The organism is Ruegeria sp. CL5 (genome assembly GCF_056536485.1).
The window spans coordinates 62,154-88,820 of sequence record NZ_JBQFPS010000007.1; the positions used below are offsets into that span (position 1 = coordinate 62,154).

General features: G+C 57.0%; 25 protein-coding genes. 12 read left to right on the top strand and 13 right to left on the bottom strand.

The features are described from left to right. Positions 1-98 precede the first annotated feature (98 nt). Entirely contained in the window at positions 99-371 is a 273-nt protein-coding gene (locus tag ACR0IU_RS13135) for a hypothetical protein (RefSeq protein ID WP_319546192.1), read from the bottom strand. A gap of 285 nt (positions 372-656) precedes the next feature. Then, positions 657-2,315 (bottom strand): NAD+ synthase, encoded by a 1,659-nt coding sequence (locus tag ACR0IU_RS13140; RefSeq protein ID WP_480716565.1) that lies wholly within the window; start codon positions 2,313-2,315, stop codon positions 657-659. 147 nt (positions 2,316-2,462) lie between these two features. On the opposite strand from ACR0IU_RS13140, the gene ACR0IU_RS13145 reads away from it, so the two are divergent. Beyond that, the gene (locus ACR0IU_RS13145) at positions 2,463-3,953 is read left to right on the top strand and encodes an MORN repeat-containing protein (protein ID WP_480716566.1); all 1,491 of its coding nucleotides are present in this window, start codon (positions 2,463-2,465) and stop codon (positions 3,951-3,953) included. Between the two features lie 7 nt (positions 3,954-3,960). Here the strand turns inward: ACR0IU_RS13145 and ACR0IU_RS13150 are convergent, their stop codons facing one another. Then, positions 3,961-4,626, bottom strand: coding sequence for an SDR family NAD(P)-dependent oxidoreductase (locus ACR0IU_RS13150; protein WP_480716567.1), 666 nt, complete (start codon positions 4,624-4,626; stop codon positions 3,961-3,963). Positions 4,627-4,902: 276 nt separating this feature from the next. Between ACR0IU_RS13150 and ACR0IU_RS13155 the strand changes: the two genes are divergently transcribed. Next, a complete protein-coding gene (locus tag ACR0IU_RS13155) occupies positions 4,903-6,471 on the top strand; it encodes a 2-isopropylmalate synthase (protein WP_170771858.1) in 1,569 nt (522 codons plus the stop codon). Positions 6,472-6,642: 171 nt separating this feature from the next. On the opposite strand, the gene ACR0IU_RS13160 is transcribed toward ACR0IU_RS13155, so the two are convergent. After that, positions 6,643-7,428: a 23S rRNA (adenine(2030)-N(6))-methyltransferase RlmJ gene (locus ACR0IU_RS13160; protein ID WP_480716568.1), complete on the bottom strand. Its 786-nt coding sequence runs from the start codon at positions 7,426-7,428 to the stop codon at positions 6,643-6,645. Positions 7,429-7,582: 154 nt separating this feature from the next. On the opposite strand from ACR0IU_RS13160, the gene ACR0IU_RS13165 reads away from it, so the two are divergent. The 6 genes from ACR0IU_RS13165 to ACR0IU_RS13190 are packed head-to-tail and all read left to right on the top strand — an operon-like array spanning position 7,583 to position 14,142. Beyond that, on the top strand, positions 7,583-8,629 hold the full coding sequence (locus ACR0IU_RS13165) for a rod shape-determining protein (RefSeq protein WP_010442888.1): 1,047 nt from the start codon (positions 7,583-7,585) through the stop codon (positions 8,627-8,629). Between the two features lie 56 nt (positions 8,630-8,685). Further along, the gene (gene mreC, locus ACR0IU_RS13170; RefSeq protein ID WP_010442887.1) at positions 8,686-9,588 is read left to right on the top strand and encodes a rod shape-determining protein MreC; all 903 of its coding nucleotides are present in this window, start codon (positions 8,686-8,688) and stop codon (positions 9,586-9,588) included. Then, positions 9,581-10,117, top strand: coding sequence for a rod shape-determining protein MreD (locus tag ACR0IU_RS13175; RefSeq protein WP_480716569.1), 537 nt, complete (start codon positions 9,581-9,583; stop codon positions 10,115-10,117). Before mreC ends, ACR0IU_RS13175 begins: the two co-directional genes overlap by 8 nt. Beyond that, positions 10,114-12,063, top strand: coding sequence for a penicillin-binding protein 2 (mrdA, locus tag ACR0IU_RS13180; protein ID WP_480716570.1), 1,950 nt, complete (start codon positions 10,114-10,116; stop codon positions 12,061-12,063). Before ACR0IU_RS13175 ends, mrdA begins: the two co-directional genes overlap by 4 nt. Continuing rightward, positions 12,060-13,199 (top strand): rod shape-determining protein RodA, encoded by a 1,140-nt coding sequence (gene rodA, locus ACR0IU_RS13185; RefSeq protein ID WP_480716571.1) that lies wholly within the window; start codon positions 12,060-12,062, stop codon positions 13,197-13,199. Before mrdA ends, rodA begins: the two co-directional genes overlap by 4 nt. Positions 13,200-13,209: 10 nt before the next feature. Next, positions 13,210-14,142 (top strand): 2-hydroxyacid dehydrogenase, encoded by a 933-nt coding sequence (locus tag ACR0IU_RS13190; protein ID WP_480716572.1) that lies wholly within the window; start codon positions 13,210-13,212, stop codon positions 14,140-14,142. Here the strand turns inward: ACR0IU_RS13190 and ACR0IU_RS13195 are convergent. The 6 genes from ACR0IU_RS13195 to ACR0IU_RS13220 all read right to left on the bottom strand — a co-directional run bounded on the left by ACR0IU_RS13195 (position 14,139) and on the right by ACR0IU_RS13220 (position 20,703). Beyond that, positions 14,139-16,154, bottom strand: a complete 2,016-nt coding sequence (locus ACR0IU_RS13195) for a M3 family metallopeptidase (RefSeq protein WP_480716573.1) — start codon at positions 16,152-16,154, stop codon at positions 14,139-14,141. The two genes, ACR0IU_RS13190 and ACR0IU_RS13195, sit on opposite strands and share 4 nt — an antisense overlap. A 52-nt stretch (positions 16,155-16,206) precedes the next feature. Next, positions 16,207-17,265, bottom strand: a complete 1,059-nt coding sequence (locus ACR0IU_RS13200) for a molybdopterin-synthase adenylyltransferase MoeB (RefSeq protein WP_170771872.1) — start codon at positions 17,263-17,265, stop codon at positions 16,207-16,209. After that, positions 17,265-17,720: a dUTP diphosphatase gene (gene dut, locus ACR0IU_RS13205; RefSeq protein WP_480716574.1), complete on the bottom strand. Its 456-nt coding sequence runs from the start codon at positions 17,718-17,720 to the stop codon at positions 17,265-17,267. The genes ACR0IU_RS13200 and dut overlap by 1 nt, the downstream gene beginning before the upstream one ends. 26 nt (positions 17,721-17,746) lie before the next feature. Beyond that, positions 17,747-18,943 (bottom strand): bifunctional phosphopantothenoylcysteine decarboxylase/phosphopantothenate--cysteine ligase CoaBC, encoded by a 1,197-nt coding sequence (coaBC, locus tag ACR0IU_RS13210; RefSeq protein WP_480716575.1) that lies wholly within the window; start codon positions 18,941-18,943, stop codon positions 17,747-17,749. Between the two features lie 63 nt (positions 18,944-19,006). Then, the gene (locus tag ACR0IU_RS13215) at positions 19,007-19,828 is read right to left on the bottom strand and encodes a ChaN family lipoprotein (protein WP_480716576.1); all 822 of its coding nucleotides are present in this window, start codon (positions 19,826-19,828) and stop codon (positions 19,007-19,009) included. Continuing rightward, positions 19,825-20,703, bottom strand: coding sequence for an RNA polymerase factor sigma-32 (locus ACR0IU_RS13220; protein WP_480716577.1), 879 nt, complete (start codon positions 20,701-20,703; stop codon positions 19,825-19,827). The genes ACR0IU_RS13215 and ACR0IU_RS13220 overlap by 4 nt, the downstream gene beginning before the upstream one ends. Before the next feature lie 103 nt (positions 20,704-20,806). Between ACR0IU_RS13220 and cobU the strand changes: the two genes are divergently transcribed. The 4 genes from cobU to ACR0IU_RS13240 are packed head-to-tail and all read left to right on the top strand — an operon-like array spanning position 20,807 to position 24,410. After that, positions 20,807-21,328 carry a bifunctional adenosylcobinamide kinase/adenosylcobinamide-phosphate guanylyltransferase gene (gene cobU / locus ACR0IU_RS13225; RefSeq protein ID WP_480716682.1) on the top strand — a complete coding sequence of 174 codons (522 nt, stop codon included), beginning with the start codon at positions 20,807-20,809 and terminating at the stop codon, positions 21,326-21,328. Further along, the gene (locus ACR0IU_RS13230; RefSeq protein ID WP_170544504.1) at positions 21,325-21,903 is read left to right on the top strand and encodes a histidine phosphatase family protein; all 579 of its coding nucleotides are present in this window, start codon (positions 21,325-21,327) and stop codon (positions 21,901-21,903) included. The genes cobU and ACR0IU_RS13230 overlap by 4 nt, the downstream gene beginning before the upstream one ends. Positions 21,904-21,961: 58 nt before the next feature. Further along, positions 21,962-22,846 carry a glutathione S-transferase gene (locus tag ACR0IU_RS13235; protein ID WP_480716578.1) on the top strand — a complete coding sequence of 295 codons (885 nt, stop codon included), beginning with the start codon at positions 21,962-21,964 and terminating at the stop codon, positions 22,844-22,846. A gap of 49 nt (positions 22,847-22,895) precedes the next feature. After that, entirely contained in the window at positions 22,896-24,410 is a 1,515-nt protein-coding gene (locus tag ACR0IU_RS13240) for a YifB family Mg chelatase-like AAA ATPase (protein WP_480716579.1), read from the top strand. Here ACR0IU_RS13240 and gshB read toward each other — a convergent pair. The 3 genes from gshB to rsmI all read right to left on the bottom strand — a co-directional run bounded on the left by gshB (position 24,407) and on the right by rsmI (position 26,631). Further along, positions 24,407-25,339: a glutathione synthase gene (gshB, locus tag ACR0IU_RS13245; RefSeq protein WP_480716580.1), complete on the bottom strand. Its 933-nt coding sequence runs from the start codon at positions 25,337-25,339 to the stop codon at positions 24,407-24,409. The genes ACR0IU_RS13240 and gshB overlap by 4 nt on opposite strands. Positions 25,340-25,400: 61 nt before the next feature. Then, complete coding sequence (locus ACR0IU_RS13250) at positions 25,401-25,769, bottom strand: YraN family protein (RefSeq protein WP_260024078.1); 369 nt, start codon at positions 25,767-25,769, stop codon at positions 25,401-25,403. A 4-nt stretch (positions 25,770-25,773) separates the two neighbouring features. After that, positions 25,774-26,631 carry a 16S rRNA (cytidine(1402)-2'-O)-methyltransferase gene (gene rsmI, locus ACR0IU_RS13255; RefSeq protein WP_480716581.1) on the bottom strand — a complete coding sequence of 286 codons (858 nt, stop codon included), beginning with the start codon at positions 26,629-26,631 and terminating at the stop codon, positions 25,774-25,776. Positions 26,632-26,667 lie beyond the last annotated feature (36 nt).

The window sequence follows — 26,667 nt, forward strand, 5'->3', positions numbered from 1 at the left end:
ATTCTGGCAATGGTAAACGGAGGTAGGTCAACTGAATGCAACAACCTGTTGCCTATCAGCCAGCCCATTACGCACCACGCAGCGCTGGTTGTTCTAAATCAGGCAGCGCCGGACAGTTGCGCCCATGTTTGGCGCAGAAAGGATTTGCGGCCAGTATCAGGCTTTGCAGCAAGAACTTCTTGCGACTTCAAGGATGGAAATTCCGGTCGCGTCGGTTCATTATCTGTAACCGGCGGCGGCGCAAGATCCTCTTTGTTCAGAATTTCTGCGATCGAAGCATCAAGCGTTTCTTCATCCAGCTTGCGCGGCTCAGACTCCATTGTTTTCCATTGCAATGGAGCATGAAGCGATTTGTCATATCCATTCGTCATTTGACCACCATCACCTTTACCGACACCCAAAAACGCGGATGCCCCAACTCAGATCAATAATCACGGTCGCAGTTTCTGAAATAGCAGAGCGGCTTACCGGATTACGTCACATTCGCCTCACACAAGGCGAACCCCTGACATAAATGTGGCAAAAAAAGGACCCAATTACAAGCTGAACGTGCGCCAGATATCCATAACCAGCTGTCATGTATGGACAATTATGAAGTCCAGGACCAACTGCCGACGAATTGGAAACAATCGCAGCGATAGGAACTGATCCGGGTCTTAATCCTGATCTCGCCAGCGATTTACGATCGGGTAACGACGATCCAACCAGAAGGCACGCGGGGTCAGCCGTGTGCCCGGCGCCGACTGAAAGCGTTTGTACTCACTAATATAAATCAGGTGCTCAACGCGCCGCGCGTCGCCTTCATCAAAACCCGCCGCTACGCAATCGGCGATCGAGCCATCCTGATCCACCAATATATCAAGAATGGCGTCCAGAACCGGGTAATCCGGCAGGCTGTCGCTGTCTTTCTGATCTTCACGCAATTCAGCGCTCGGTGGCTTATCGATGACCGAGGGACGGATGACCTCTCCTTCGGGGCCCATCATCCAATCGCGGTGATTGGCATTGCGCCAGCGACAGGTCTCGAACACGCGGGTTTTGTACAGGTCCTTGATCGGATTGTAGCCCCCGTTCATGTCGCCATAAATAGTAGCATATCCTACCGCGACCTCGGACTTGTTGCCGGTCGTCAGCAGCATCTCGCCAAACTTGTTCGAGATCGCCATCAACAGCAGACCACGTAGGCGGGACTGAACGTTTTCTTCTGTCAAATCTTCCTCGCGCCCGGCAAATAGCGGGGCAAGCGTGTTGGTCACCGCTGTCCGACCTTCGGAAATCGGAACAAAATCATAGTGAACTCCCAACGCCTTCGCGACGGCTTCGGCATCATCCAGAGAGCTTTGGCTGGTATATTCCGATGGCAACATAACGCAGCGAACATTGTTCGCCCCAATGGCATCTACCGCAATCGTCGCAACCAACGCTGAGTCAACACCCCCCGACAAGCCAAGCACCGCCTTTTTAAAGCCGGTTTTAGCCATGTAGTCGCGCAGGGACTGCACCATAGCGCGATAGTCCTGCTCCCATGCATCTGGCTGCGGCACCACCTCTGCAAGATCGATTCGCCAGCCGTCGTCGGTACGCATCAGATCGATGTTTTGCACCGCTTCATCAAAGACCGGCATATGGAATGCAAGCTCTCCGCCGGGGTTCAGACCAAAAGTGGCACCGTCAAAAACCTGATCATCCTGCCCGCCGACCATGTTCAGATAGATCACTGGCAAGCCTGTCTCGACTGTACGCGCCACCATATGGTTCAGCCGGATGTCGTATTTGTCTCGGAAATAGGGTGACCCATTGGGGATTAACAGGAACTCAGCCCCGGTCTCCTCAAGCGTTTCGGCGACATCCTCGTGCCAGCCATCCTCGCAAATCGGACTCCCTACCCGGACGTTACCGACCGCATAGGGCCCACCCATTGGACCTGCGTCATAGAGCCGAACCTCGTCAAAGACGGTTTCATTTGGCAAGTGATGCTTGAGAACCTTGCTTACGATCTTCCCACCTTTGAGGACCAGATACGCGTTATAAAGCTTGTCTTCCTCGACCCAAGGACCTCCGATTGCCAGCGCAGGGCCCTCGGCGCAGTCTTCCGCCAGCGCCTGTACAGCTTGCATCGCCGCACGATGAAACACAGGCTTCATCACCAGGTCCTGAGTATTGTAACCGGTGATGAACATCTCAGGCAGCGCCACCAAATCAGCCTGCGCCGCGCGCCCTTGCTGCCAAGCCGCAGCAGCCTTTGCGGCATTCCCTTCGATATCCCCAACGGTTGGGTTCAGTTGCGCCAGAGTGATGCGGAAACGGTCGGCCATTTTGCCCTCTTGCCCTCGTCAGTCCCTCAGGGATTTAGCAGATCACAGCGCGAGTGAAAGGCAAATGCGGCAAAACCCGTTGCTCTGCCCCCTGCGGTATCCTAGTTTTGCGCCAACATCTCATAAGAACCGCAGGCAGGTACAATTATGAACGCGATCCGCACATCCCTTACCGCTGCTACTTTCGCCATGCTGACGCAAATTGCAGCGGCCCAGCAAAATGATCAGATCATCATAGCCGACGACGACGTCGGGGGTGTTTACGAAGGCACATTCGAAAACGGCCTGCGGCACGGCACAGGCACTTATCGGCTGCCCAGCGGATTCGAATATTCCGGTGAGTGGGTCGAAGGAGAGATTCAGGGTAAGGGTACGGCACGATACGCCAATGGTTCGGTCTACGAAGGCGATTTCGTAAAAGGCCAACCTGAAGGACTCGGGAAGATCGTTTATGCCGACGGGCAAACCTATGAAGGTGAATGGTCCAAAGGTGCGATCAATGGCGACGGTATTGCCGAGTACACCAATGGCATGCGGTACGAGGGCACGTTCAAGGAAGCTAAGCGCCACGGTCAGGGCGTGCTGACCAGTGCCGACGGATATATCTACGATGGTGATTGGGTGGACGGCCAAAAAGAAGGCAAGGCCAAGATCACCTACGCTGACGGCAGCACTTATGATGGCGATGTCAAAGCCGGGAAACGTGCTGGCACAGGCACTCTGAATCTGACTGGCGGATTGACCTATACCGGTGACTGGCTTGATGACAATATGACCGGAACCGGTCGGCTCACACACCCCAATGGTGACGTCTACGAAGGCGCGCTGATCAATGGGCGGCGTCAGGGCGAAGGCAAAGTCACGTACGCCAGTGGCGCGGTCTATGAAGGTAATTTCGCCGACGACCTGCGTCAGGGACAAGGCACATTTACCGGCACTGACGGCTTTCGCTATACCGGCGAATGGTCAGATGGTCAGATCGCGGGATTGGGCGAGGTAACCTATGCGGATGGTTCCGTTTATGTCGGTGACTTTCTGGATGACCTGCAGCACGGCAAAGGGCGGACGACCTATCCAAACGGCACTGTTTATGACGGCGACTGGGTTGCAGGCGTATTTGAAGGCACCGGAACAGCGACCTATCCAAATGGAACTGTCTATTCGGGGCAGTTTAGAAACGCGCGCAGTCATGGCAAAGGCGTTCTGACCTTCGCCAACGGCTATCGTTATGACGGAGATTGGGTCGATGGTGTCCGGCAAGGGAAGGGCAAAGCCACGTTCCCGGACGGTATTATATATGAAGGCGAGTTTAAGGATGGCAAACGCCACGGACTAGGAACGCTCACTCGCCCCGGCGGTTTCAGTTATACGGGCGAATGGTCTGACGGAAAAATCAACGGTGCTGGCATAGCAACCTATGAAACAGGCGACGTCTACGAAGGCAATTTTCTGAACAATAAGCGTCACGGTGAAGGGACAATGCGTTTCGCCGGTGGTGAAGTTGAATCTGGGATCTGGGAAAATGACACCCTGGCGCGTGAAACAGATACCCCTGCTGCGATACCTGATCCAGAACCAGAGGCCGAACCTTCAGAACCTCAGACCGATACAGATAACGCAGATACGAGTGACGGCTAACAAAGCCCTACCAAGGCACGCGCTTGCCAGCCCAGTCGAAAAACCCGCCCGTGTCGGTTGGTGAGAGCCCTGCGATAACGGCAAGCAAATTCTCCGCCGCCTCTTCGGGCTCGACTGCAGGGTGGCGTCCGAGATATTTTTTCGTAAATGCAGTCTTAACCGTGCCGGGATGCATCACGACACACGCAGCTTGTTTGTGCGTTCGCGCCAGCTCAATCGCGGCTGTATGCACGATCTGGTTCACCGCAGCCTTCGATGCACGATAGCTTACCCAACCACCAAGTCGATTGTCTTCAATTGACCCAACGCGCGCCGACAACACAACGAAAGCTGCCTTCCGGTCACGTGGTAACAGCCTGTGAGCCTGTTTGAGGACCAATGCCGGGCCAATAGCATTCAGGGCAAACTGGTCCATCATCGCGCGGGCTGACACGGCGCGCATCGACTTCTCAGGTTCAGCCCCGTTTATCTCAAGCGCGCCAGATGCAATGATAATCAGATCGAACGGATCAGAGAGAGTATTCAAAATCCGCGCAACCCCATCAGGGTCCGTCAGGTCAAACCCATCCACAGACCGTGATAATCGCGTCACCTCAACGCCCCGCGCTCGCAACAACTCGCTCAGCGCGCTCCCAATTCCACCAGATGCACCTATGATTAAAGCGGTTTCCATAACTTCAGAGCTAGAAGGAAACTAAGCCCCTTCAACAGCTCAATCAATTTCAACTAGGGTTCATTTTCCCGCTTTTCATTCGCCATGCGCCCTGTATAAGCTGAAGCCCATGATCAACCGCGCAGATATCGCTTTTGCCGACGCCGCATCCTGCGGTGCATCGCTGCGTGGTCTACTGATCCTAATCCGCCTCTGAGCGTGCCATCCGGCGCGCCCGCTCAGAGGAGGACGCCCGCGCGCCAAGAGGCTTTAGGACAGAAGAAGAAAGAGAACCCCATGACAAACGTGACCGACCAAGACCGCGTCGTGATCTTCGACACCACATTGCGCGACGGCGAGCAAAGCCCAGGCGCGACTATGACCCACAACGAAAAGCTCGAGATTGCCGAGCTTTTGGATGAGATGGGCGTCGATATCATTGAAGCAGGATTTCCGATCGCATCGGAAGGCGACTTCAAGGCAGTATCCGAGATCGCCGAAAGGTCGAAGAACAGCCGCATCTGCGGTCTGGCCCGCGCCAATTTTGCCGATATAGACCGCTGTTGGGAGGCCGTGAAACACGCCGAGAAGAACCGGATTCATACATTCATCGGCACCTCTCCGCTGCATCGCGCCATCCCGAACCTGACGATGGACGAGATGGCCGACAAGATCCACGAAACGGTCAGCCATGCGCGCAACCTGTGCGAAAACGTGCAATGGTCGCCGATGGATGCAACGCGGACCGAGTGGGATTATCTGTGCCGTGTAATCGAGATTGCGATCAAAGCGGGTGCGACCACAATCAACATTCCCGATACTGTCGGCTACACAGCCCCGGTCGAGTCAGCCGACCTGATCAAACGCCTGATCGAAACGGTCCCCGGTGCAGATGAGGTGGTCTTTGCAACGCATTGCCATAACGACCTTGGCATGGCGACCGCGAACTCTCTGGCCGCAGTCGCGGGTGGGGCGCGCCAGATCGAATGCACCATCAACGGACTCGGCGAACGCGCCGGCAACACCGCGTTGGAAGAAGTTGTCATGGCGTTGCGCACCCGTAACGACATCATGCCTTGGCATACTGGGATAGATACCACCAAGATCATGCACATCTCCCGCAGAGTGGCGACCGTGGCGGGCTTTCCTGTCCAGTTCAACAAGGCCATCGTGGGTAAGAATGCTTTCGCCCATGAAAGCGGTATTCACCAAGACGGAATGCTGAAAAACCGCGAGAATTTTGAGATCATGCGGCCCGAGGATATTGGTCTTTCAGGCACGTCATTGCCGCTGGGCAAGCACTCGGGCCGGGCTGCACTCCGCGACAAGCTTGAGACGCTGGGCTATGAGGTCGGAGACAACCAGCTCAAGGACATTTTTGTGCGCTTCAAGGATCTTGCAGATCGCAAGAAAGAGGTGTTTGACGACGATCTGATCGCCTTGATGTCGCTGGACGACGACGACGATCGTTTGCAATTGGTGTCGATGAAAGTGACCTGTGGTACAGGCGGTCAGGCTGAATCGACGGTAGAGCTTGAGTTCGATGGCAAAGATGTTATCGCCACCGAGCATGGCGACGGACCGGTGGACGCGACTTTCAAAGCGATCCGAGCGATTTACCCGAACAAGGCGCATCTGCAGTTGTATCAGGTCCATGCAGTGACCGAAGGTACGGACGCGCAAGCCACGGTTTCTGTACGGCTGGAAGAGGATGGCATGATTGCCACCGGTCAGTCAGCAAATACGGATACCGTTGTTGCCTCGGCCAAAGCTTATATCCACGCGCTGAATCGCCTGATCATGCGTCGTGAAAAAGCAGGCCCAGGTGCCGATACACGCGAAATCAGCTACAAAGACTTAACCTGATCCAAGGATCAAAGGCTCCCGCACCCGCGGCGGCTCGACTTCGCCAACCCTTCTTGGGTTTTGAGCCCGGCAGCACGCCACAGGCGCGCTGCCGGGCCGAACACCTTTGGCGGCATCTTTGATGCAGACAAAGGAGGCGGGAGGTCTTTTGTCTATATCTCTCACGCTTTCTTAAAGCTGTTCAAACAGCCCAGAGAGCCGCTCCATCTCGTCTCGAATTCCAAAAGGTGCGTTCAACATGAACATGCCCGACCCAACCATTCGATGTCCTTCTCGCGCAGCAGGAAACGTCACCTCATGACAAATTGCCCTTGGGTAGTCTGCAGATTTCAACGAAGAGACCATGGATGAGTGCCGCCCATCTGTCAGGATTGGGTACCAGAGCGCGACAACCCCAACATTCCATTTACGGTGCAGCTTAGCGATCACCCCAGGCAACCGGTCATAGTCTGCTTTCACTTCATAGCTGGGATCGATCAGCATCATCCCACGCCGGGGCGTTGGTGGCAGCAGTGATTGCGCAAGTTCGAACCCGTCTTGCCGGTAAACCTTGGCCCTGTACGGCGACAGTGCAGTAGCCAGTGCCGCATGTTCCTGAGGATGCAACTCAGCAAGGTGCAAACTGTCCTGTTCTCTGAGCAGATTTGCAGCGATTAGTGGGGAACCGGGATAAGCAGGCGCGCCATATCGGGCCTGCATAGTCCCCAGCACCTGCATCATTGGGTGATCCGGATCAAACCAACCCTCACGCTGCGCACGCGCGATACCGGCAGCCGCTTCTCCCGTTCGGATCGCCTCGGCCGCGTCAAGCTCATACAGACCACGCCCCGAATGCGTCTCGATATAACTGATCGGCTTGTCCTTTTGGGTCAGATACCGCAGCGTCCACGCCAATAAAGCGTGCTTTTGTACATCAGCCAGATTTCCAGCGTGGTAAATATGTTGATATGAGAGCATTTTGCCTTCTAAAGTCCCTACCAATAAGGCGGAAAGGTGCTGACTATCGCAGAATCAGCCCTTTAACCGGACGAGTTGGCACCCTATAAGGCATCCGTCCCGGAACCGTCGAGTCGCGGGCAGTGGAAATTCGGACAAACGGGATCAGGGAAATATGGGCATCTTTGGCACTCTGGGCGGCCTGTTCACAGCGGACATGGCTATAGACCTCGGAACAGCGAACACGCTTGTTTACGTCAAAGGGCGCGGTGTGATCCTATCCGAGCCGTCGGTTGTTGCCTACCACGTTAAGGATGGCGTGAAGAAGGTTCTGGCCGTCGGCGAGGACGCCAAACTGATGTTGGGTCGAACGCCAGGCTCGATCGAAGCGATCCGCCCGATGCGCGAGGGCGTCATCGCTGACTTCGACACCGCGGAAGAGATGATCAAGCACTTCATCCGCAAGGTACATAAGCGCTCGACCTTCTCCAAGCCCAAGATTATCGTCTGCGTCCCTCATGGCGCGACACCCGTTGAAAAACGCGCGATCCGTCAATCTGTTCTGTCTGCAGGCGCGCGACGCGCGGGCCTGATTGCCGAACCGATTGCAGCTGCGATCGGTGCGGGCATGCCAATCACCGACCCAACTGGCAACATGGTCGTTGATATCGGCGGCGGCACCACCGAGGTCGCGGTTCTTTCGTTGGGCGACATCGTTTATGCTCGTTCGGTCCGCGTGGGTGGTGACCGCATGGACGAGGCCATCATATCGTATCTGCGTCGCCAGCAGAACCTGTTGGTCGGTGAATCGACCGCTGAGCGCATCAAGACCACAATCGGCACTGCACGGATGCCCGATGATGGGCGTGGGCAGTCGATGCATATCCGAGGCCGCGATCTGTTGAACGGCGTGCCTAAGGAAATCGAGATCAGCCAGGCTCAGGTGGCCGAAGCACTGTCCGAGCCCGTTCAGGCGATCTGCGAGGCGGTGATGACCGCGCTGGAAACCACACCGCCCGATCTGGCGGCTGATATCGTCGACCGCGGCGTCATGCTGACCGGTGGCGGTGCGCTGTTGGGCGATTTGGATCTGGCTCTCCGCGAACAGACCGGGCTGGCCGTTTCAATCGCTGATGAAAGCCTGAATTGTGTGGCTTTGGGCACCGGCAAAGCGCTGGAATACGAAAAACAACTGCGCCACGCGATTGACTACGAAAGCTAAGGCGCGCACCCTTAGGGTACGAAAACTCGGGCACGAGCAGCACGGGAAGGTAACCTGTGGCAAAGGACCGATCACAGCGCGACGAATACACGACACCCCTGCGCCGATTGCTTGTGGGGATCGTTGTTTTATGCCTGCTGGGTATATTCTTGGTCTGGCGCATCGACAGCCCGCGTGTCGAACGTTTCCGTGCTCAGGTGGTAGACACTGTTGTACCTTCGATGGAGTGGGCGATGGTGCCGGTTACCGCGTTGATCAACCTGTCGCGTGATTTCCAAAGCTACCAGCGCCTTAGCGAACAAAACCAGGAACTACGCAGCGAATTACGCCTGATGCGCGCCTGGAAAGAGGCCGCACTGCAGCTGGAGCAGGAAAACGCCCGCCTGCTGGATTTGAACAATGTACGCCTCGACCCGCGACTGACCTACGTTACCGGCGTCGTAATGGCTGATAGCGGATCACCCTTCCGGCAATCAGTTCTGCTGAATGTCGGCGAGCGAGATGGTATCGTGGATGGCTGGGCTACGATGGACGGGATTGGCGTGGTCGGGCGCATCTCGGGTGTTGGGTCCGATACTTCGCGCGTGATCCTGTTGACCGATGCCTCAAGCGCAATCCCCGCCACCATACAACCATCGGGTCAGACTGCATTGATTACCGGTGATAATACCTCTGCACCCGCTGTCGAATTTCTCGAAAACCGGGAACTGGTTCGACCCGGCGACCGTGTTGTGACATCCGGCGATGGGGGAGTATTCCCCGGCGGCCTGTTGATTGGGCAGATCAGCGTTGATCCGGGCGGCAGGTTACGCGTACGACTTTCCGCCGATTTCGAGCGTCTCGAATTCTTGCGTGTTCTACGCTATCAGTCCGCACCACCAATTAGCGATTCAGGAGACATAGTCGGTCCGCGCCAGCCCGAGGCAGCTTTGACCACACAAGGGGTCAACGATGGATAAGTCTGTCTCCTCACTTTGGGCTAAACGCAGCTTGTATGTCGCCTTGGCGATTATAGTGATGTTCCTGCACTTGTTGCCGCTGGACACGAAACCTGATCGGCTACCGTTTCCGGATATCATGATCGCGCTTACCTATGCGTGGGTATTGCGGCGACCCGAATACGTTCCAATCCTGACGATTGCTGTCGTCATGTTCATGGCTGATTTGTTGTTACAGCGCCCGCCCGGTCTGCTGGCTGCATTGGTGGTGTTAGGGGCGGCCTATCTCCATTCCGCGTCCGTTGGCATGAAAGATTTGGGATTTGTAGGCGAATGGACGACTGTCGGAGCCGTAATCACAGTTGTTTTTGTACTTAACCGCCTCCTTCTTGCTATCCTGTCAGTGCAACAGGCGTCATTGGGGCCGGTGGTAGTGCAAGTGGTACTGACAATCGCAATCTATCCCTTGATGGTCCTGATGAGCCAAAGTGCCTTTGGTGTGCGACGAAAATCGGTCGCGGACAGCACAATGCCCCGAGTGCGGTCATGAAACAGAGAAAACCAAAACCTCAGGGTCTGGCTTACAAGCGGCTACCGCGCCGCGCCTTTATTTTAGGTGGATTGCAAGCGGCCTTTGTTGGTGGCCTCGCTGCCCGAATGCGGTTCATGCAGGTTGATCAGGCGGATGAGTATCGCTTGCTGGCCGAAGAAAACCGTATCAATATTCGCCTGATCCCACCAACCCGGGGCCGGATCTACGATCGAAACGGGCAGATCATTGGGCAAAACTCACCGTCTTATCGCATCGTCATCGTGCGTGAGGATGCGGGCGACATCGACAAAGTCATTTCCAAACTCTCGGAACTGATCCCGCTGACCGCAGATGAAATTGAGCGTGCCAAAACGGAAATGCGTCGCTCTGCCCCTTTCTTGCCTGTTACATTGGCTGACCAAGTAACGTGGGAGGATATCTCAAAAGTTGCCGTCAACGCTCCGGCCTTGCCTGGTGTCACTCCCGAGGTAGGCTCAACGCGCCAGTACCCGCGCTATGAGGATTTCGCCCATGTCGTCGGTTATGTCGGCCCGGTCAGCGATTATGACCTGAGCCAAATCGAAGACCCCGAACCGGTTCTGCGTATCCCACGGTTCCAGATTGGCAAGGTTGGTTTAGAAGCCAAGCAGGAAATCAGCTTACGCGGCAAGGCAGGCGCAAAACGGGTCGAGGTCAATGCCACAGGCCGCGTCATGCGTGAACTGGACCGGCAAGAGGGTCTTGCAGGGGCCGATCTGCAACTATCTGTTGATGCCGATCTTCAGCAGTATGCTCAAGCCCGTCTGGCTGGCGAAAGTGCCGCGGCCGTCGTGATGGACTGCGAAACTGGCGATATCCGCGCCATCAGCTCGGCCCCGAGTTTCGATCCGAACTTGTTCGTGCGCGGCATTTCAGTGGCCGACTATCGCACTTTGACAAACGACAAATACCGCCCGCTGGCCAACAAAACGGTACAGGGCACCTATCCACCGGGATCAACCTTCAAAATGATCACTGCCATGGCCGCGCTTGAGGCCGGAGTAATCAGCCCCTCCAACACGGTGTACTGCCCCGGTCACATGAAAGTCGGCAGCCGCCGCTTCCACTGTTGGAAACGCGGAGGGCACGGGTCAGTAGACCTTGAAACATCGCTGAAGCGTAGCTGCGATGTATTCTACTATGACGTGGCAATCCGCGTTGGGATCGACAAGATTTCCGAGATGGCAAACACTTTCGGGTTGGGTATCAAACATGACATCCCGATGTCTGCGGTAGCTGCGGGGCTTGCCCCTAATCAGGAATGGAAGCAACGCATCCACGGGCAGGACTGGCTGGTGGGTGACACCGCGAATGCCTCGATCGGTCAGGGTTTCATGCTCGCATCACCACTCCAACTGGCAGTCATGACTGCACGACTGGCGACCGGTCGTGCGGTAAAACCACGGCTGGTGCGCTCGGTTGACGGGATCGAGCAGCCCTCGGGAGCAGGCGAACCGCTGGCCGTTAATCGCAACAATCTTGAGCAAGTGCGCAAGGCAATGTTCTCGGTCTCGAATAATCGGCGCGGCACGGCATACCGCAGTCGGATCATCGCTGATGAGTTCCGCATGGCCGGTAAAACGGGTACGAGTCAGGTGCGCAACATCACCAAAGCCGAGCGCGCCGCAGGGGTGATCCGCAACGAAGACCTGCCGTGGGAGCGTCGGGACCACGCGCTGTTCGTAAGCTTCGCGCCCTACGACAATCCGAAATACGCAGTGGCCGTGGTGGTGGAACATGGCGGCGGTGGCTCCAAAGCAGCCGCACCGGTGGCGCGCGACATCATGCTACAGGCACTTTACAACGGCACTCCACCGCTCGAAGCCTACCCGGCTGGTGACCGCGAGCGTATCAAGGAACAACAAAAGCGACTTGAGGGGGATCGCCGCCCCAAAGCGCGTCCTGATGAAAAGGACCGCGCATGAGCTATCTTGAATATGCCGTCAAATCCACGCCTTCGGGCTTCCGCAAGTTCCTCTATATGAACTGGCCGCTGACGCTGCTTTTGATCAGCGTCGCCAGCGCCGGTTTCCTGATGCTGTATTCGGTGGCGGGCGGGTCTTGGATGCCATGGGCCGAACCTCAGATGGAGCGTTTTGGCCTGGGGCTGGCGGCAATGTTCATCGTCGCCATCGTTCCTATCTGGTTCTGGCGCAATATGTCGGTCGTGGCCTATCTGGGATCCATAGGATTGCTGATTGTGGTGGAACTGTTCGGTACCATCGGCATGGGCGCGCAGCGCTGGATTGATCTGGGGTTCATGCGGCTCCAGCCTTCCGAGGTCATGAAAGTCGCGTTGGTGATGGTCCTCGCTGCCTATTACGATTGGTTGCCTGCCCATAAAACCTCGCGACCGCTGTGGGTGATTATCCCGGTCCTTCTGATCCTGCTTCCGACCTTTATGGTTCTGAAACAACCCGATCTCGGCACATCAATTCTGCTGCTTGCCGCTGGCGGAGGTCTTATGTTTCTGGCCGGTGTCCATTGGGCTTATTTCGCCGCCGTCATCGCGGCGGGGGTTGGACTGATTGCCACGGTGTTCAACAGCCGTGGGACGGAATGGCAACTTCTCAAAGACTACCAGTTCCGACGTATCGACACCTTCCTCGATCCTTCCACCGACCCGCTCGGGGCGGGATACCACATCACGCAGTCGAAGATCGCGCTTGGGTCAGGCGGCTGGAACGGGCGAGGCTTTATGCAGGGCACGCAGTCACGCCTGAATTTTCTACCCGAGAAACACACCGATTTCATCTTTACTACTCTGGCTGAAGAGTTCGGCTTTGTCGGCGGCATAACCCTGCTGATCCTATATGGCCTGATCCTGATCTTCTGTATGGTCACTGCCCTTTCGACCAAGGATCGGTTCTCGTCGCTGGTAACGCTGGGCATTGCGCTGAACTTCTTCCTGTTTTTTGCCGTCAACATGTCGATGGTGATGGGGCTTGCCCCGGTTGTTGGCGTGCCTCTGCCAATGGTCAGTTATGGCGGTTCTGCCATGCTGGTCCTGATGGCCGCCTTTGGCATTGTCCAAAGCGCTCATATCCACCGCCCCCGCTGAAAGGTTCCCCATGCCCGTGAATATCCTGTTTTCCGCGCGCCCTGAGTTGTGGCCAGAGTATGAGCCTCTGATGCGCCAATACCTGACCGACGCGGGGCTGGATTTTCACTTAGCCAAAGACATCCCAGCAGATCAGGTTGACTACATCGTCTATGCCCCGAACGGAGGGGTACAGGATTTCACTCCCTTCTCGCAGCTCAAAGCGGTGCTGAGCCTCTGGGCAGGGGTTGAGAAGATCTCGGGCAATGAAACCCTCACCGTTCCGCTGGCGCGGATGGTCGATGGTGGATTGACGCAGGGCATGACCGAATGGGTGGTTGGGCACGTACTGCGCTATCACCTTGGCATGGACTGTCACATCACGCAGCAGGATGGCACGTGGACACCGGATGCTCCGCCGCTGGCCTCTCAGCGCACGGTCTGCATATTGGGATTGGGCGCATTGGGTGAGGCCGCGGCCCTCGCTCTGGCCGCATTGAATTTTCATGTCATCGGCTGGAGCCGTACCGCAAAGAATATCGCCGGTGTCAACTGCCTGCACGGGCAGGATGGGTTGCGAGAAGCGCTGTCACAGGCAGAAATCGTTGTGCTCCTGTTGCCCGATACGCCTGCCACCGAAAACATCTTGAATGCAGACACGCTCGCCCTGCTTCCCAAAGGCGCACAGATCGTTAATCCGGGGCGTGGGCCTTTGATTGATGACGACGCCTTGCTGCAGGCGCTAGGTTCGGGTCAGATCGGACATGCCACACTGGATGTATTCCGAGTCGAACCGCTGCCGGTCAACCATCCGTACTGGGCGCATCCCAACGTAACCGTCACACCGCACATTGCCTCGGATACGCGCCCCGTCACAGCAGCACAGGTGATATGCGAAAACATCCGACGAGGTGAGGCAGGAGAGCCCTTCCTGCACCTCGTCGATAGGGACCTCGGTTACTAGGCAGCAATCAAACCGCGACCCTTAAGCAAGGCTTCGACGCCGGGCAGGCGGCCACGGAAGGCCAGATAGAGATCTTCAGCTTCGCGTGATCCGCCAGTAGACAGGATATTGTCCTCCAACGATTTGGCACGCTCTGGATCGAACGCTCCGCCTGCTTCTTCGAAGGCGGCGAAGGCATCCGCGTCCATAACCTCGGACCACATATAGCTGTAATAGCCCGAGCTATAGCCGTCGCCCGCGAAGACGTGGGCAAAATGCGGGGTGGCATGGCGCATGCCAATAGCAGAAGGCATCCCAATTTTCGCAAGAACCTCGGCCTGTTTGTCCATCGGATCAGCGGGCGCTGCCCCATCGTGGAACGCCAGATCAACCAGCGCCGAGGCAACATATTCCACCGTCTGAAAGCCCTGATCGAAATTGGCCGCTTTCAGAACTTTTTCCAGCATTTCCTGCGGCATCGGCTCATCGGTATCCGCGTGCGTGGCAAACTCGGCCAATACCTCCGGCACTTCCAGCCAGTGTTCGTAAAGCTGGCTGGGCAGCTCGACAAAATCACGCGCCACTGAGGTGCCAGAAATGCTTTCATAGGTCACATTGGACAACATCTGGTGCAGGGCGTGGCCGAATTCGTGGAACAGTGTTCGCGCATCGTCATAAGACAGCAGCGCCGGGTCACCCTTGGCGAAGTTGCAGACGTTGATAACGACAGGCGCCTGTACCTTCGGAAACTTTGCCTGCCCCCGCATTGCGCTGCACCATGCGCCTGATCGTTTCGATCCACGTGCAAAGTAGTCTCCGATGAAGACCGCAACATGTTCGCCGTTCCGGGTTACCTCCCACGCACGACAATCAGGATGGTACAGAGGCACATCCAACGGAGCAAATTCCAGCCCGAACAGACGATTGGCGCAGGCAAACGAGGCTTCAATCATCCGATTCAGTTGCAGATAGGGCTTTAGCGCCGCCTCATCCAGATCATGTTCGGCTTTGCGCCGTTTCTCGGCATAGTAACGCCAGTCCCAAGCTTCCAATGGGCCGTTGATGCCGTCCTCTTGCATCATTTGTGTCAACTCATCGGCGTCTGCATCTGCTCGCTTTTTCGCAGGTTCCCAGACCTGTATGAGAAGGTCGCGCACCCGATCAGGCGTCCGTGCCATCTCAGTTTCCAGCTTGTATTCGGCAAAGCTGTCATAGCCGAGCAGCTTGGCGCGTTCTTCACGCAGTTTCAGGATTTCGGCAGCAATCTCGCGATTGTCAGTCTCACCGCCATTTGCGCCACGCGCCGTCCACGCACGATAGGCTTTTTCTCTTAGATCCCGGCGAGGTGAAAACTGCAGAAACGGCACAATAAGCGATCGCGACAGCGTCACCACCGGCCCATCCGCGCCCTTTTCCTGTCCGGCTGCCCGGGCTGTATCGACGACAAAACCGGGCAATCCCTGCAGATCTTCTTCGGCGAGTTCCATGAACCAATCCCGCTCATCTGCCAACAGATTCTGCGTGAAAGACGTGCCCAATGAGGCCAGACGGGCCTTGAGCTCTTGCATCCTCGCATCGTCATCTCCGGTCAACGCGGCCCCAGCCCGCACGAATCCTCGATGGGATAACATCAGAACGCGCGCCTGTTCGTCGGTCAGACCCAATTCGTCGCGCCGATCCCACAGATCAGCCACCCGCTGAAATAGGGATTTGTTCGAAGAAATGCGTGAGTAATGTGCGGCGAGTTTCGGTGAAAACGTGCGTTGGAGTTCCTCGCGCTTGGGGTTGCTGTCAGCGCCTGCGACGGTGAAGAACACCGACAAGACTTTGTCCATCTGCTCTCCGGCGGCTTCAAGTGCTTCAATCGTATTGGCGAAAGTCGGCGTGTCAGGATTTGCCGCAATCGCATCGATCTCAGCATCATGCACTTGCATCGCCTGCTCCAGCGCAGGGGTGAAATCATCATCCGAGATCGTCGCAAATGGGGCAATATCGAAGGGCGTATTCCAGTCGGACAGGATCGGGTTGGTCATTGAGGTCTCCTTTGACCTCATAGCTAAGACCGCCCGACGCAATGATCCAGAGCTAGTCTGAACTTTGAGCTCCTGACCCGCAAATCGGACAATCTGCGCGGTGCGCCAAGGTGATCTTGCGGCTTTCGCCGTAAAGCGCGTCGTAGATTAACATCTCACCCCGCAACGCCTGCCCGGCACCGGTGATCACCTTGATCGCCTCAACCGCCATCATCGAGCCGACGACACCGGGCAACGGCCCGATTACGCCTGCCTCGGCACAAGAGGGCGCCAGACCAGGGGCCGGGGCTTCAGGAAATATACACTGATAGCACGGGCCGGAAGTGGCTGGGTCGAACACGCTCAGTTGCCCTTCCCATTGCGACAACGCTCCCGAGATCAACGGCTTGCCCAGCGCCACAGCCGTCCGGTTGGCCAGATAGCGGGTGTCGAAATTGTCTGTACCATCAAGGATCAGATCAAAATCAGCAAACAGTTCAGCAGCAATCTCTTCAGTCAGGCGGCGATGATAGGGCAGAACCACGACATTGGGGTTCTGCGCCACCATGGCTTGCTGGGCTGAAAATACCTTGGGCATCCCGATATCCGCATCGCGGTGGATCACCTGCCGCTGCAGGTTCGCATTCTCGACCGCGTCATCATCGATCACACCAATGGTGCCAACTCCGGCGGCAGCGAGATATTGCAAAGCGGGTGCGCCGAGGCCCCCGGCCCCGATCACCAGCACGCGCGCCTGTTTCATCCGCTTTTGACCCGGTCCGCCAAGTTCGCGCAGAACGATATGGCGGGCATAGCGTTCAAGTTCGGTTTCGCTGAACTGATCGGATGGCATGGCAGGTTCCGACATTGGGCTGGGCGCAGCGCGACTACGTAACGCCTTGATGCCCCGCCCATAAAGCAGAGCTAGCAGAACCACGCCAGAGAGGATCAGCCACATCGCTGCAGACCCGCCAGTCGCCTCACGCAACGGATTTCCCTCCGGCAGCACAAGTTGAGCAATGATCACCCCCGTTAGCAGAGCGCCAACAGAAACCAGACGCGCGGCGCGCGACACACCGGCGATATATCCAACGCCCCATAGCGCGGCAGCCAGGATCAGAACCAGAAGCATCAGCCCCGCCCGGTCGAGCCGAAACCGCCTGCGCCACGGTCGGTCTCACTCAGAACCTCAACGTCCTGAAAAATGGCCTGTACCACAGGCGCGACAATCAGTTGTGCAATACGTTCGCCATGGGTGATCTCGAAAGGCTCCTGCCCCGCATTCAGCACAATCACCCCCAACGGGCCGCGATAATCGCTGTCGATCGTACCCGGGGTATTCGGCAAGGTGATCCCGTGTTTAAGCGCAAGGCCCGAGCGGGGCCGCACCTGAACTTCGAAACCAAGCGGGATCTCGATCCTAAGGCCCGTTGGCACAAGAGTGCGCTCACCTGGAGCTAATATTATTGGCGTACCATTTGGCAAGTTGGCCCGTACATCCGCACCAGCCGCACCAGACGTTTCATAAGAGGGTAACGGCACCGAATGATCAGCCCCTTCCTCTCGGATCACACGAATTACCACCATCACTGCACCTCAGATTTCAACGACTACTATTTGGTCAGCGCGCCAGCGATCTTAACCGCCAACCGCTTTGCCACTTCGTCTTTACCCATGCGCGGCCATTCTTCGGCACCCTCTTCCGAAATCACGATCACGGCATTTTCGGACCCGCCCATGATGCCCGTCGCGGGATTGACATCATTCGCAACAATCCAGTCACAGCCCTTACGGGCGCGTTTGGCAGTGGCATGTTCGATCACATTGTCCGTCTCGGCCGCAAAACCCACCACCAACAGGGGTCGGCCATCTTCCATATGAGCAATGCGCTTCAGGATGTCTGGGTTCTCAGCGAATTCAAGTGCAGGCAGGCCATCACGACTTTTCTTTAGCTTCTTGTCCGAGGCGCTAGATACCCGCCAATCGGCCACAGCGGCTGCGAATACACCAGCATCAACAGGAAGCGCAGCGTCCACCGCATCTGACATCTGCTGCGCCGTCTCAACCCGTACAACATTCACCCTTTCAGGTGGCGAAACGTCAGCCGGACCTGTAACAAAAATAACCTCGGCCCCCAGCGCTGCCAGTGCACGCGCCACAGCCGTGCCCTGTGCACCTGACGAGCGATTTGCGATGTAACGCACAGGATCAATCGGTTCATGTGTCGGGCCCGAAGTCACCAAAATACGCTTACCGGTCAATGGGCCGGCCGAAAATTGCGCCTCAATCGAAGCAACGATCTCCAGCGGTTCCGACATGCGGCCCGGGCCATATTCTCCGCAGGCCATGTCACCCTCGTTCGGGCCGACAAATCGCACACCATCGGCTTCAAGTTGCGCGAGGTTGCGTTGGGTCGCTGGATGCTCCCACATGCGAACATTCATCGCGGGTGCACACAGAACGGGTGTATCGGTTGCCATCAACAGCGTTGAGGCCAAATCATTCGCCAAACCACCTGCCATCTTGCCCATCAGATCAGCGGTCGCGGGCGCAACAACGATCAGATCTGCCGAACGCGACAGTTGGATATGACCCATCTCGGCTTCGTCGGTCAGATCAAAAAGGTCCCTGTAAACCTTCTCACCGGCCAATGCGGATACGGATATGGGAGTCACGAACTCCTCCGCGGCGCGCGTTAATACAGGCGTCACTGCGGCACCGCGTTCGCGCAGCCGCCGGATCAGATCCAGCGATTTATAGGCGGCAATCCCACCACCAATAATCAGCAGAATGCGTTTGGATGACAGCATGTATTGCCCTTCCCGTCCCGATCGGCCCTGACATTAGGCAACGCCGCCGGTCAGTTCCAGCGGTTAATTCTGTGCCTCGAAGGCCTTGCATGGATCTTCACGTTCTGCAGCAGGGCTATCAATCACGGCGTCGAAGTCTCCGTCAATCAGCCCATCCTCAGATTGCCCGAGCACAATGACTTTCAGCCCGGGCCGCAAACGCGTCAAAAAAGTTGGTATTCCGCGATCTTTGCGTGCATGGCCATTGCCCGTGATCACTGCAATCGGCCCGCCAGTTTCATCTGCGGCCCGTAATATGGCGCGCGTGAGCACCGCATCCCGCAAGCGCTGAATTGCAACCATTTGCGGCAGGACCTCGGCAGGCAAAGCATCGCAATGGGCCGCAAGCTGATCCGCCTCACGCGCGGCCTGATCATCCTCATGCAAGGGCACTGTCAGCCCATATCTGGCCGCGTCCGCCCCTAAAGTGGTCGCTGCTCCGCGCTCCATAGCTGCACGCGCGGCAGCTCGAGGCACCATCGCGCCATAAACGGGCACATTGGCCGCGCGAAAGACCGGGTAATACATGCTGAGTGGGGGCCAACCAGACTCGGCCCAGCGCAGAATTTTGGACAGCTCTTCAGGATTACTCGCCGCTTTCTGCGCCAGTCGCTGTGCGCCTTCTTCGGTCACCATTTCCCAGACAACCGCAGATGGCGCAATTGCTGCAACCGCTTCGGCCTGCACGAGATGATGCCGCGGGTTGTCATGTATTTCACCCAGAATGACGACATCCGCCGCTTGCATGTCGTCCAAGATATCCTGAGGTATAAGTTCATTGGCGCTGACCGGCTGAGGTAGTGCGGCGAGCAACGCAAAAGTTGTAAGAATCGCAAGTGCTTTCATGCGAAGAAGTGTTGCACCTCGCGCGATTGAGCTTCAAGGTTCTTGCGCATCTTTGTAAAGGCGGCCGCTTCAAGCTGGCGCACACGCTCTTTCGACAGGCCAAGCTCTTTCCCAAGACTTTCCAGGGTCCGCGCGGGCTCACGCAGTTTACGTTCGCGCACGATAAACCGCTCACGATCGTTCAGCGCCTGCATCGCCGTCACCAGCCATTCGCGCAGTTGCTGGTTATCATGGTCGTTTTCGACCAACTCGGCGGCTTGTTCGCTGTCGTCCTCCAGCGCATCAATCCACTCGCGTCCGTCCTCATCCGCAGACTGCACCGCATTCAGCGAGAAATCGGACCCTGCCAGACGGCCTTCCATCATCTCGACATCACGCAGCGGGACTCCGATTTCGGCGGCAATCTTCTGGTGAAGCTGATGGCGATCCAGCTCCAGCCCATCGGTCGCGGCTTCGCGCTCCAGCCGCGCCTGAACACGGCGCATATTGAAGAACAGAGATTTTTGGGACGAGGTCGAACCCGTGCGCACCATCGACCAGTTGCGCATTACATAATCCTGAATGCTGGCTTTGATCCACCACACCGCATAAGTTGAGAATCGAACGCCCCGATCCGGATCAAACTTGTCGGCGGCTTTCATCAAGCCCAGTCCCGCCTCCTGAATCAGATCATTCATCGGCGCACCGTAGCGTTTGAATTTCGCCGCCATCGATATCGCCAGCCGCATGTAAGCCGTAATGAGGCGATGCAGCGCCTGTTCATCGCGTTCATCGCGCCAGGCATAGGCCAGTTTCAGTTCTGTCTCGGCATCCAGCAACTCGGCCTTCATTGCCTTACGGGACATCGAAAAATCATGTGCGTTGTCGAGTGCCATGCAATTCTCCCCTTTTATCACAGGCGATGGGCCGGGCTTGCCTTGCCGACTTGTGGTCGATACGCAGTACAAAACCGGGTGGATCGCCAGAAAGGTAATAAAAGTGCATGCCGATTTAACCTTTATCTTAGGTGGCGCGGCATCCGGAAAATCTGCTTTTGCGGAGCAACTTTCTGTTTCAACTGGGAAAAGTCGCGTTTACCTCGCGACATCACAAGTGTTTGATGACGAGATGCGCCTAAAAATCAGGCAACATATTGCACAACGCGGCAGCGGATGGACGACAATCGAAGCGCCGTTTGATCTGTCACCGGTACTTGCAAAGCTGACATCTGATCAGGTTTGCCTGATCGATTGCGCAACCATGTGGCTCACCAATCACCTGCTGGCCGAAAATGACCTTGAGGAAGCACAGTCAGCGCTGCTGAGCGCGTTGAAAACCTGTGCCGCCCAGATCGTCATGGTATCAAACGAGGTAGGCCACGGGATCGTCCCCGACAACGCCCTGTCCCGTCGATTCCGCGAAGCTCAGGGGCGGCTGAATATCGCACTTGCTGCACAGGCGGATCGGGTGGTGCAGGTCACGGCCGGGCTACCATTGGTTCTAAAGGGACCACCCTTGTGACCCGGCTACATTTGGTACGGCACGGCCCGACACATGCCAAAACCATGGTAGGCTGGTCCGATCTGCCCGCTGACTTGAGCGATCACGCTGCAATCAGCCGTCTCGAAACGCACCTTCCCTCCAATGCCGTCGTGATTTCATCGGATTTGTCACGCGCCGCCGACACGGCCAGTGCAATTCAAGGCACACGCCAGCGTCTGCCGCACCATGCCGATCTTCGCGAAATCAATTTTGGCACATGGGAGTTGCGCCCATATGCAGAGATCGAGGCTGAAGACCCCGAGCTTTGCTTTGCATACTGGGACAATCCCGGAGATGTCAGACCCCCAGATGGGGAAAGCTGGAATGAAGTCCGCGCGCGGGTCGATGCGGTAGTTGATACCTTGATTGCCGACAATTCAGGACGCGATTTGGTAGTGGTCGCGCATTTCGGCGTAATCCTGACTCAAATCCAACGTGCCTTGGACGTGGATGCGCAAGAGGCGTTCAGTCACCGAATCGATAATCTTTCGGTTACCGAGATTACACGCCACGAAACTGGCTGGTCGGTGGGGCGGATCAATCACCGTCCGTGATAGGACTGCGCACAAATCACTGATTTACGAACGCGCATCGACCCTGCATCGTCGGCGCATGACCCATGACCTCTTTATCGGCGACCGGTTGTTTTCAAGCTGGTCCTTGCGCGGATGGCTGATGCTCGAAAAATTCGGCCTGCCCTACCGCACCCACATGATTGGCCTCTACTCCGGGACGATGGCAGCGGATATGAAGCCACTGGCACCAGCACGTCTGGTACCAGCATTGCGGCTACCCGATGGAACTGTGGTCGGTGAAAGCCTCGCCATGGCAGAGACTTTGGCCGAACATCACCCTGACGCCGGACTTTGGCCAACAAAGCCGGCAGCTCGTGCAACGGCCCGGTGGCTTTGTGCTGAGATGGTCGCCGGTTTCACAGCTCTGCGGGGGCAATGCCCCATGCAGTTGAAATATCGCTGGGAAGGTTTCACCCCCTCTAAAGATACGCTGGTGGATCTGCAGCGGATCGAAACACTCTGGGCTCATGCTCGGAGTATTTCGGGTGCCGAGTCGGGCCCTCTGTTTGGTGCGTACTCGTTAGCTGATGTCTTCTATACTCCGGTTGCAGCACGGATTATCGGCTACGACCTACCCGTGACTGAGGCCAATCGCACCTACTGCATGGACCTTCTTTCAGACATTTCCGTTCGGCAATGGCGTGCCATGGGCATGACCATTGAGTATGATCCCTTTCCCTATCCACAAAACCTTACCGCCCATAACTGGCCGATTGGCGAGAACTCGAAAGCGGCAACCGTCAGTACCGGTCCATCCATTAACTCCGCCTGTCCCTACTCCGGAAAACCAGTGAGGGATTATCTTGAACTCGAAGGCAAGGTTTGGGGCTTTTGCAACCCGTTTTGTCGGGACAAAACTGTTGCCGACCATGAGGCTTGGCCGAAATTTACGGCGATGATCGGCGGCGTTAACGATTCCTAAACCGCAGCCATGGCAGCAACGTCCTGTTAACCAAAAAAACAGGATTGCCATGGTCGCCCGCGCCCACACCGTCGCTTTTCAAGGGGTCGATGCCCGCCCGGTCGAAGTGCAATGCGCCGTTTCTCCGGGCCTTCCTGCGTTTTCCATCGTTGGATTACCGGACAAGGCAGTCTCTGAGGCGCGGGATCGGGTGCGCAGCGCACTGAGCGCGATGGCCATCGCGCTGCCCTCGAAACGGATTACAATCAACCTGTCGCCCGCCGATTTGCCCAAAGAAGGCAGCCATTTCGACCTGCCTATCGCAGTTGCCTTGCTTACTGCGCTAGAGATCATTCCTGCGGACGCCGCAGAGGGTGCCGTCGCTTTGGGAGAATTGTCGTTGGACGGCTCGCTTGTTCCGGTTGTCGGAGCGTTGCCCGCCGCCATGACGGCTGCTGCTGAAGATCGTAGCTTGCTTTGCCCCAGCGCCTCTAGCTCGGAAGCCGCTTGGGTAGATGCCACGCAAGTGATCGGTGCTGGCTCATTAGGAGATGTGGTGCGGCACTTCACCGGCCAATCCGCGTTGCCCGCCGCGACACCGGGCGAGGTCAGTCTTTCGCCCAGCGCGCGTGATTTGCGAGACGTAAAAGGGCAAGAACGCGCTAAACGGGCCTTGGAAATCGCCGCCGCGGGGCGGCATCACCTGATCATGATCGGGACACCCGGTTCGGGCAAATCCATGCTGGCGGCGCGCCTGCCAGGAATATTGCCACCGCTGACACCGGTCGAAGCGCTGGAAACTTCGATGATCCAATCGCTTTGTGGGTTGTTGGACGAAGGCGGCATCAGCCGCGCCAGACCGTTTCGAGAACCACATCACACCGCCTCGATGGCGGCTATCGTCGGTGGGGGGAAAGGTGCAAAACCCGGTGAAATCTCATTGGCGCATAACGGCGTTCTTTTCATGGACGAGTTCCCCGAATTCCCGCGCACCGTTCTGGAAACCTTGCGACAACCGATTGAGACCGGCGAAGTCATGGTCGCCCGCGCCAACGCCCATGTGAAATACCCATGCAGGTTTATGCTGGTGGCCGCTGCCAACCCCTGCAAATGTGGATACCTGACTGATCCGTCCCGTGCCTGCTCGCGCGCACCGGCTTGTGGCGAGGATTATCTGGGCCGCATCTCAGGGCCACTAATGGACCGGTTCGACCTGCGTATCGAAGTACCCCCTGTAGGTTTTACCGATCTCGATTTGCCACCTTCGGGCGATAGTTCAGCCGCTGTGGCTGCGCGCGTTGAAGCCGCGCGCGCTGTTCAAGCTGACCGGTTTCGCGACACCCCCGAGACCCGTCAAAACGCGGATGTCGAAGGTAACCTATTGGAAGAAATCGCCGCGCCAGATTCCGAAGGCAAGGAGTTGCTTCTAAAAGCTGCCGAGCGTTTCGGCCTTTCGGCCCGCGCCTTCCACCGTATCCTGCGGGTCGCCCGCACCATCGCCGATCTCGATGGAGAGCCGGACGTGCGCCGCCCCCATGTCGCCGAGGCGCTGAGCTTTCGCATCAGCGCAAAGGCAGGGGCTTAAAACTTGGCCTCAATCGCCTGCCAGATTTTTTCGGCAATATTCAAACCGTTGAACCGCTCAAGCTCCTGAATGCCGGTGGGTGACGTGACATTGATCTCGGTCAGGTAGTCGCCAATCACATCGATTCCGACAAAGACTTGTCCACGTTCTTTCAACAACGGCCCAATTGCAGCGCAGATTTCCATATCGCGGTCAGACAGGCCGATTTTCTCAGGGCGCCCACCCACATGCATGTTCGAGCGGGTTTCACCCTCGGCTGGAACGCGGTTGATGGCCCCCACCGGCTCGCCATCCACGAGGATGACACGTTTGTCGCCGTTTCTTACATCCGGCAAAAACTTCTGTGCAATCAACGGCTCACGCGAGAAACCCGTGAATAACTCATGCAGCGATGTCAGGTTGCGATCATTCACATCAAGGCGGAACACACCAGCGCCCCCATTGCCATAGAGTGGCTTGAGGATGATATCGCCGTGTTTCTCTTTGAACGCTTTGATGGTGTGCAGATCCCGCGCAATTGTGGTGGGCGGCGTCAGTTCGGGAAAGTCCAAAACCAGCAGCTTTTCCGGATAGTTTCGCACCCAAAACGGGTCATTCACCACCAAGGTCTGCCCCCGGAGACGGTCCAGCAAATGGGTCAAAGTGATGTAGTGCATGTCGAACGGAGGGTCTTGCCGCAACCAGACCACATCGAAATCAGCTAGATCCACTTCGCGTTCTGGCCCCAGAACAGCCGGGTCGCCAGCGACCCTTTGCACTGTCATGTCGTGCCCGCGCGCAGTGACTTTGCCCTCCTGATACGCCAATTGATCCGGGCCATAGAAAAAAAGCTTGTGGCCGCGGGCCTGAGCCTCTTCTGCCAAACGAAACGAGCTGTCGGCATTGATATCCACGGCCCCGATCGGGTCCATCTGAAAGGCGATTTTCATGGTCTATCCCTCAATTCCACGCCTGATACATGGCGCAGAGACTCGACGGGTTCAATGGTGATCAGTTCATACCGAAGGCGTTTTCGATGATTTGAACAGTTCCGGTATCATCCACCAAAGCGGCGTCAAAGCGCGTGTTTGTCAACTGCCCGCCGGGTTCCTGTTCAAGATACTGCGCAGCAGATGCACAAATTCGATCCATCTGTCGACGGTTGATGCGAGCGGCGGCGGCTTCAAAACTGCGGCTTTTCTTGACCTCAACGAAGACCAACCCATCCGCATTGCGCGCAATCAAATCAATCTCGCCACCTGCGCCGCGCCATCTGCGCTGTGCGATTGAATACCCTCGGCGCTGGTATTCAGTGGCAACGCTAAACTCTGCCGAACGTCCGGCGTGATATGAAACCGAACCCCGAACAGATCGCCGCATGATTTCATCCTTTTCCCAGTTTCAGGGCCTTCTGATAAATCGGACGGCGCGGCAGGCTGAACATCTCTGATACCAGATCTGCTGCATCCCGTACCGAATGCGTTTCCAAGGCTCTTCTCAAGGCCTCTTCTACGTCGGCTTCCTTAACAGATTGCGAATGGGCGCGATCTACAAGCAAGACAACTTCGCCCTTGACGGACGCATCCTGATACTCGGAGGCAAGATCCGCCAACGTCCCTCTTCGGGTTTCTTCAAACTTCTTCGTCAGTTCACGGCAGAGCGCCGCCTGGCGCTCACCACCCAGCACTGCGGCTAGATCCGCGAGACAACCCGCCACACGCTTCGGCGATTCGTAGAAAACCAGCGTTCCGGGGACACTACGCAGCGCCTCGATTCGCGAACGCCGCGCGCCAGAAGCATTGGGCAGGAAACCGGCAAAGAAGAAGGCGTCGGTCGGTAGACCGGCCAATGTCAGTGCGGTCAATACGGCAGACGGGCCCGGTGCACAGGTCACGTTATGCCCGGCCTCGGATGCTTGACGCCCCAGACCATAACCGGGATCGGCAATCAGGGGCATTCCGGCCTCGGATGCATAGGCAACCGATTGCCCCTGCGCGAGCGCATCAAGGATCTTGCCACGTGCGCCAGCTCCGCTGTGATCGTGATAGGCCAAAATACGACGCCCCTCGAGCGGCACGCCATGAATTTCCATCAACCGACGCAGGCTACGGGTATCCTCGGCAGCGATCATGTCTGCCGAGGCCAGCACATCCAAAGCCCTGAGCGTAATGTCGCGCGCTGTCCCGATTGGAGTGGCAACAAAATACAGCCCTGCGGCCAATCTGATCTTTTGGAAATTCAAAGCTGGACCCTCACAGCGTGACGTTTATTATCGCGG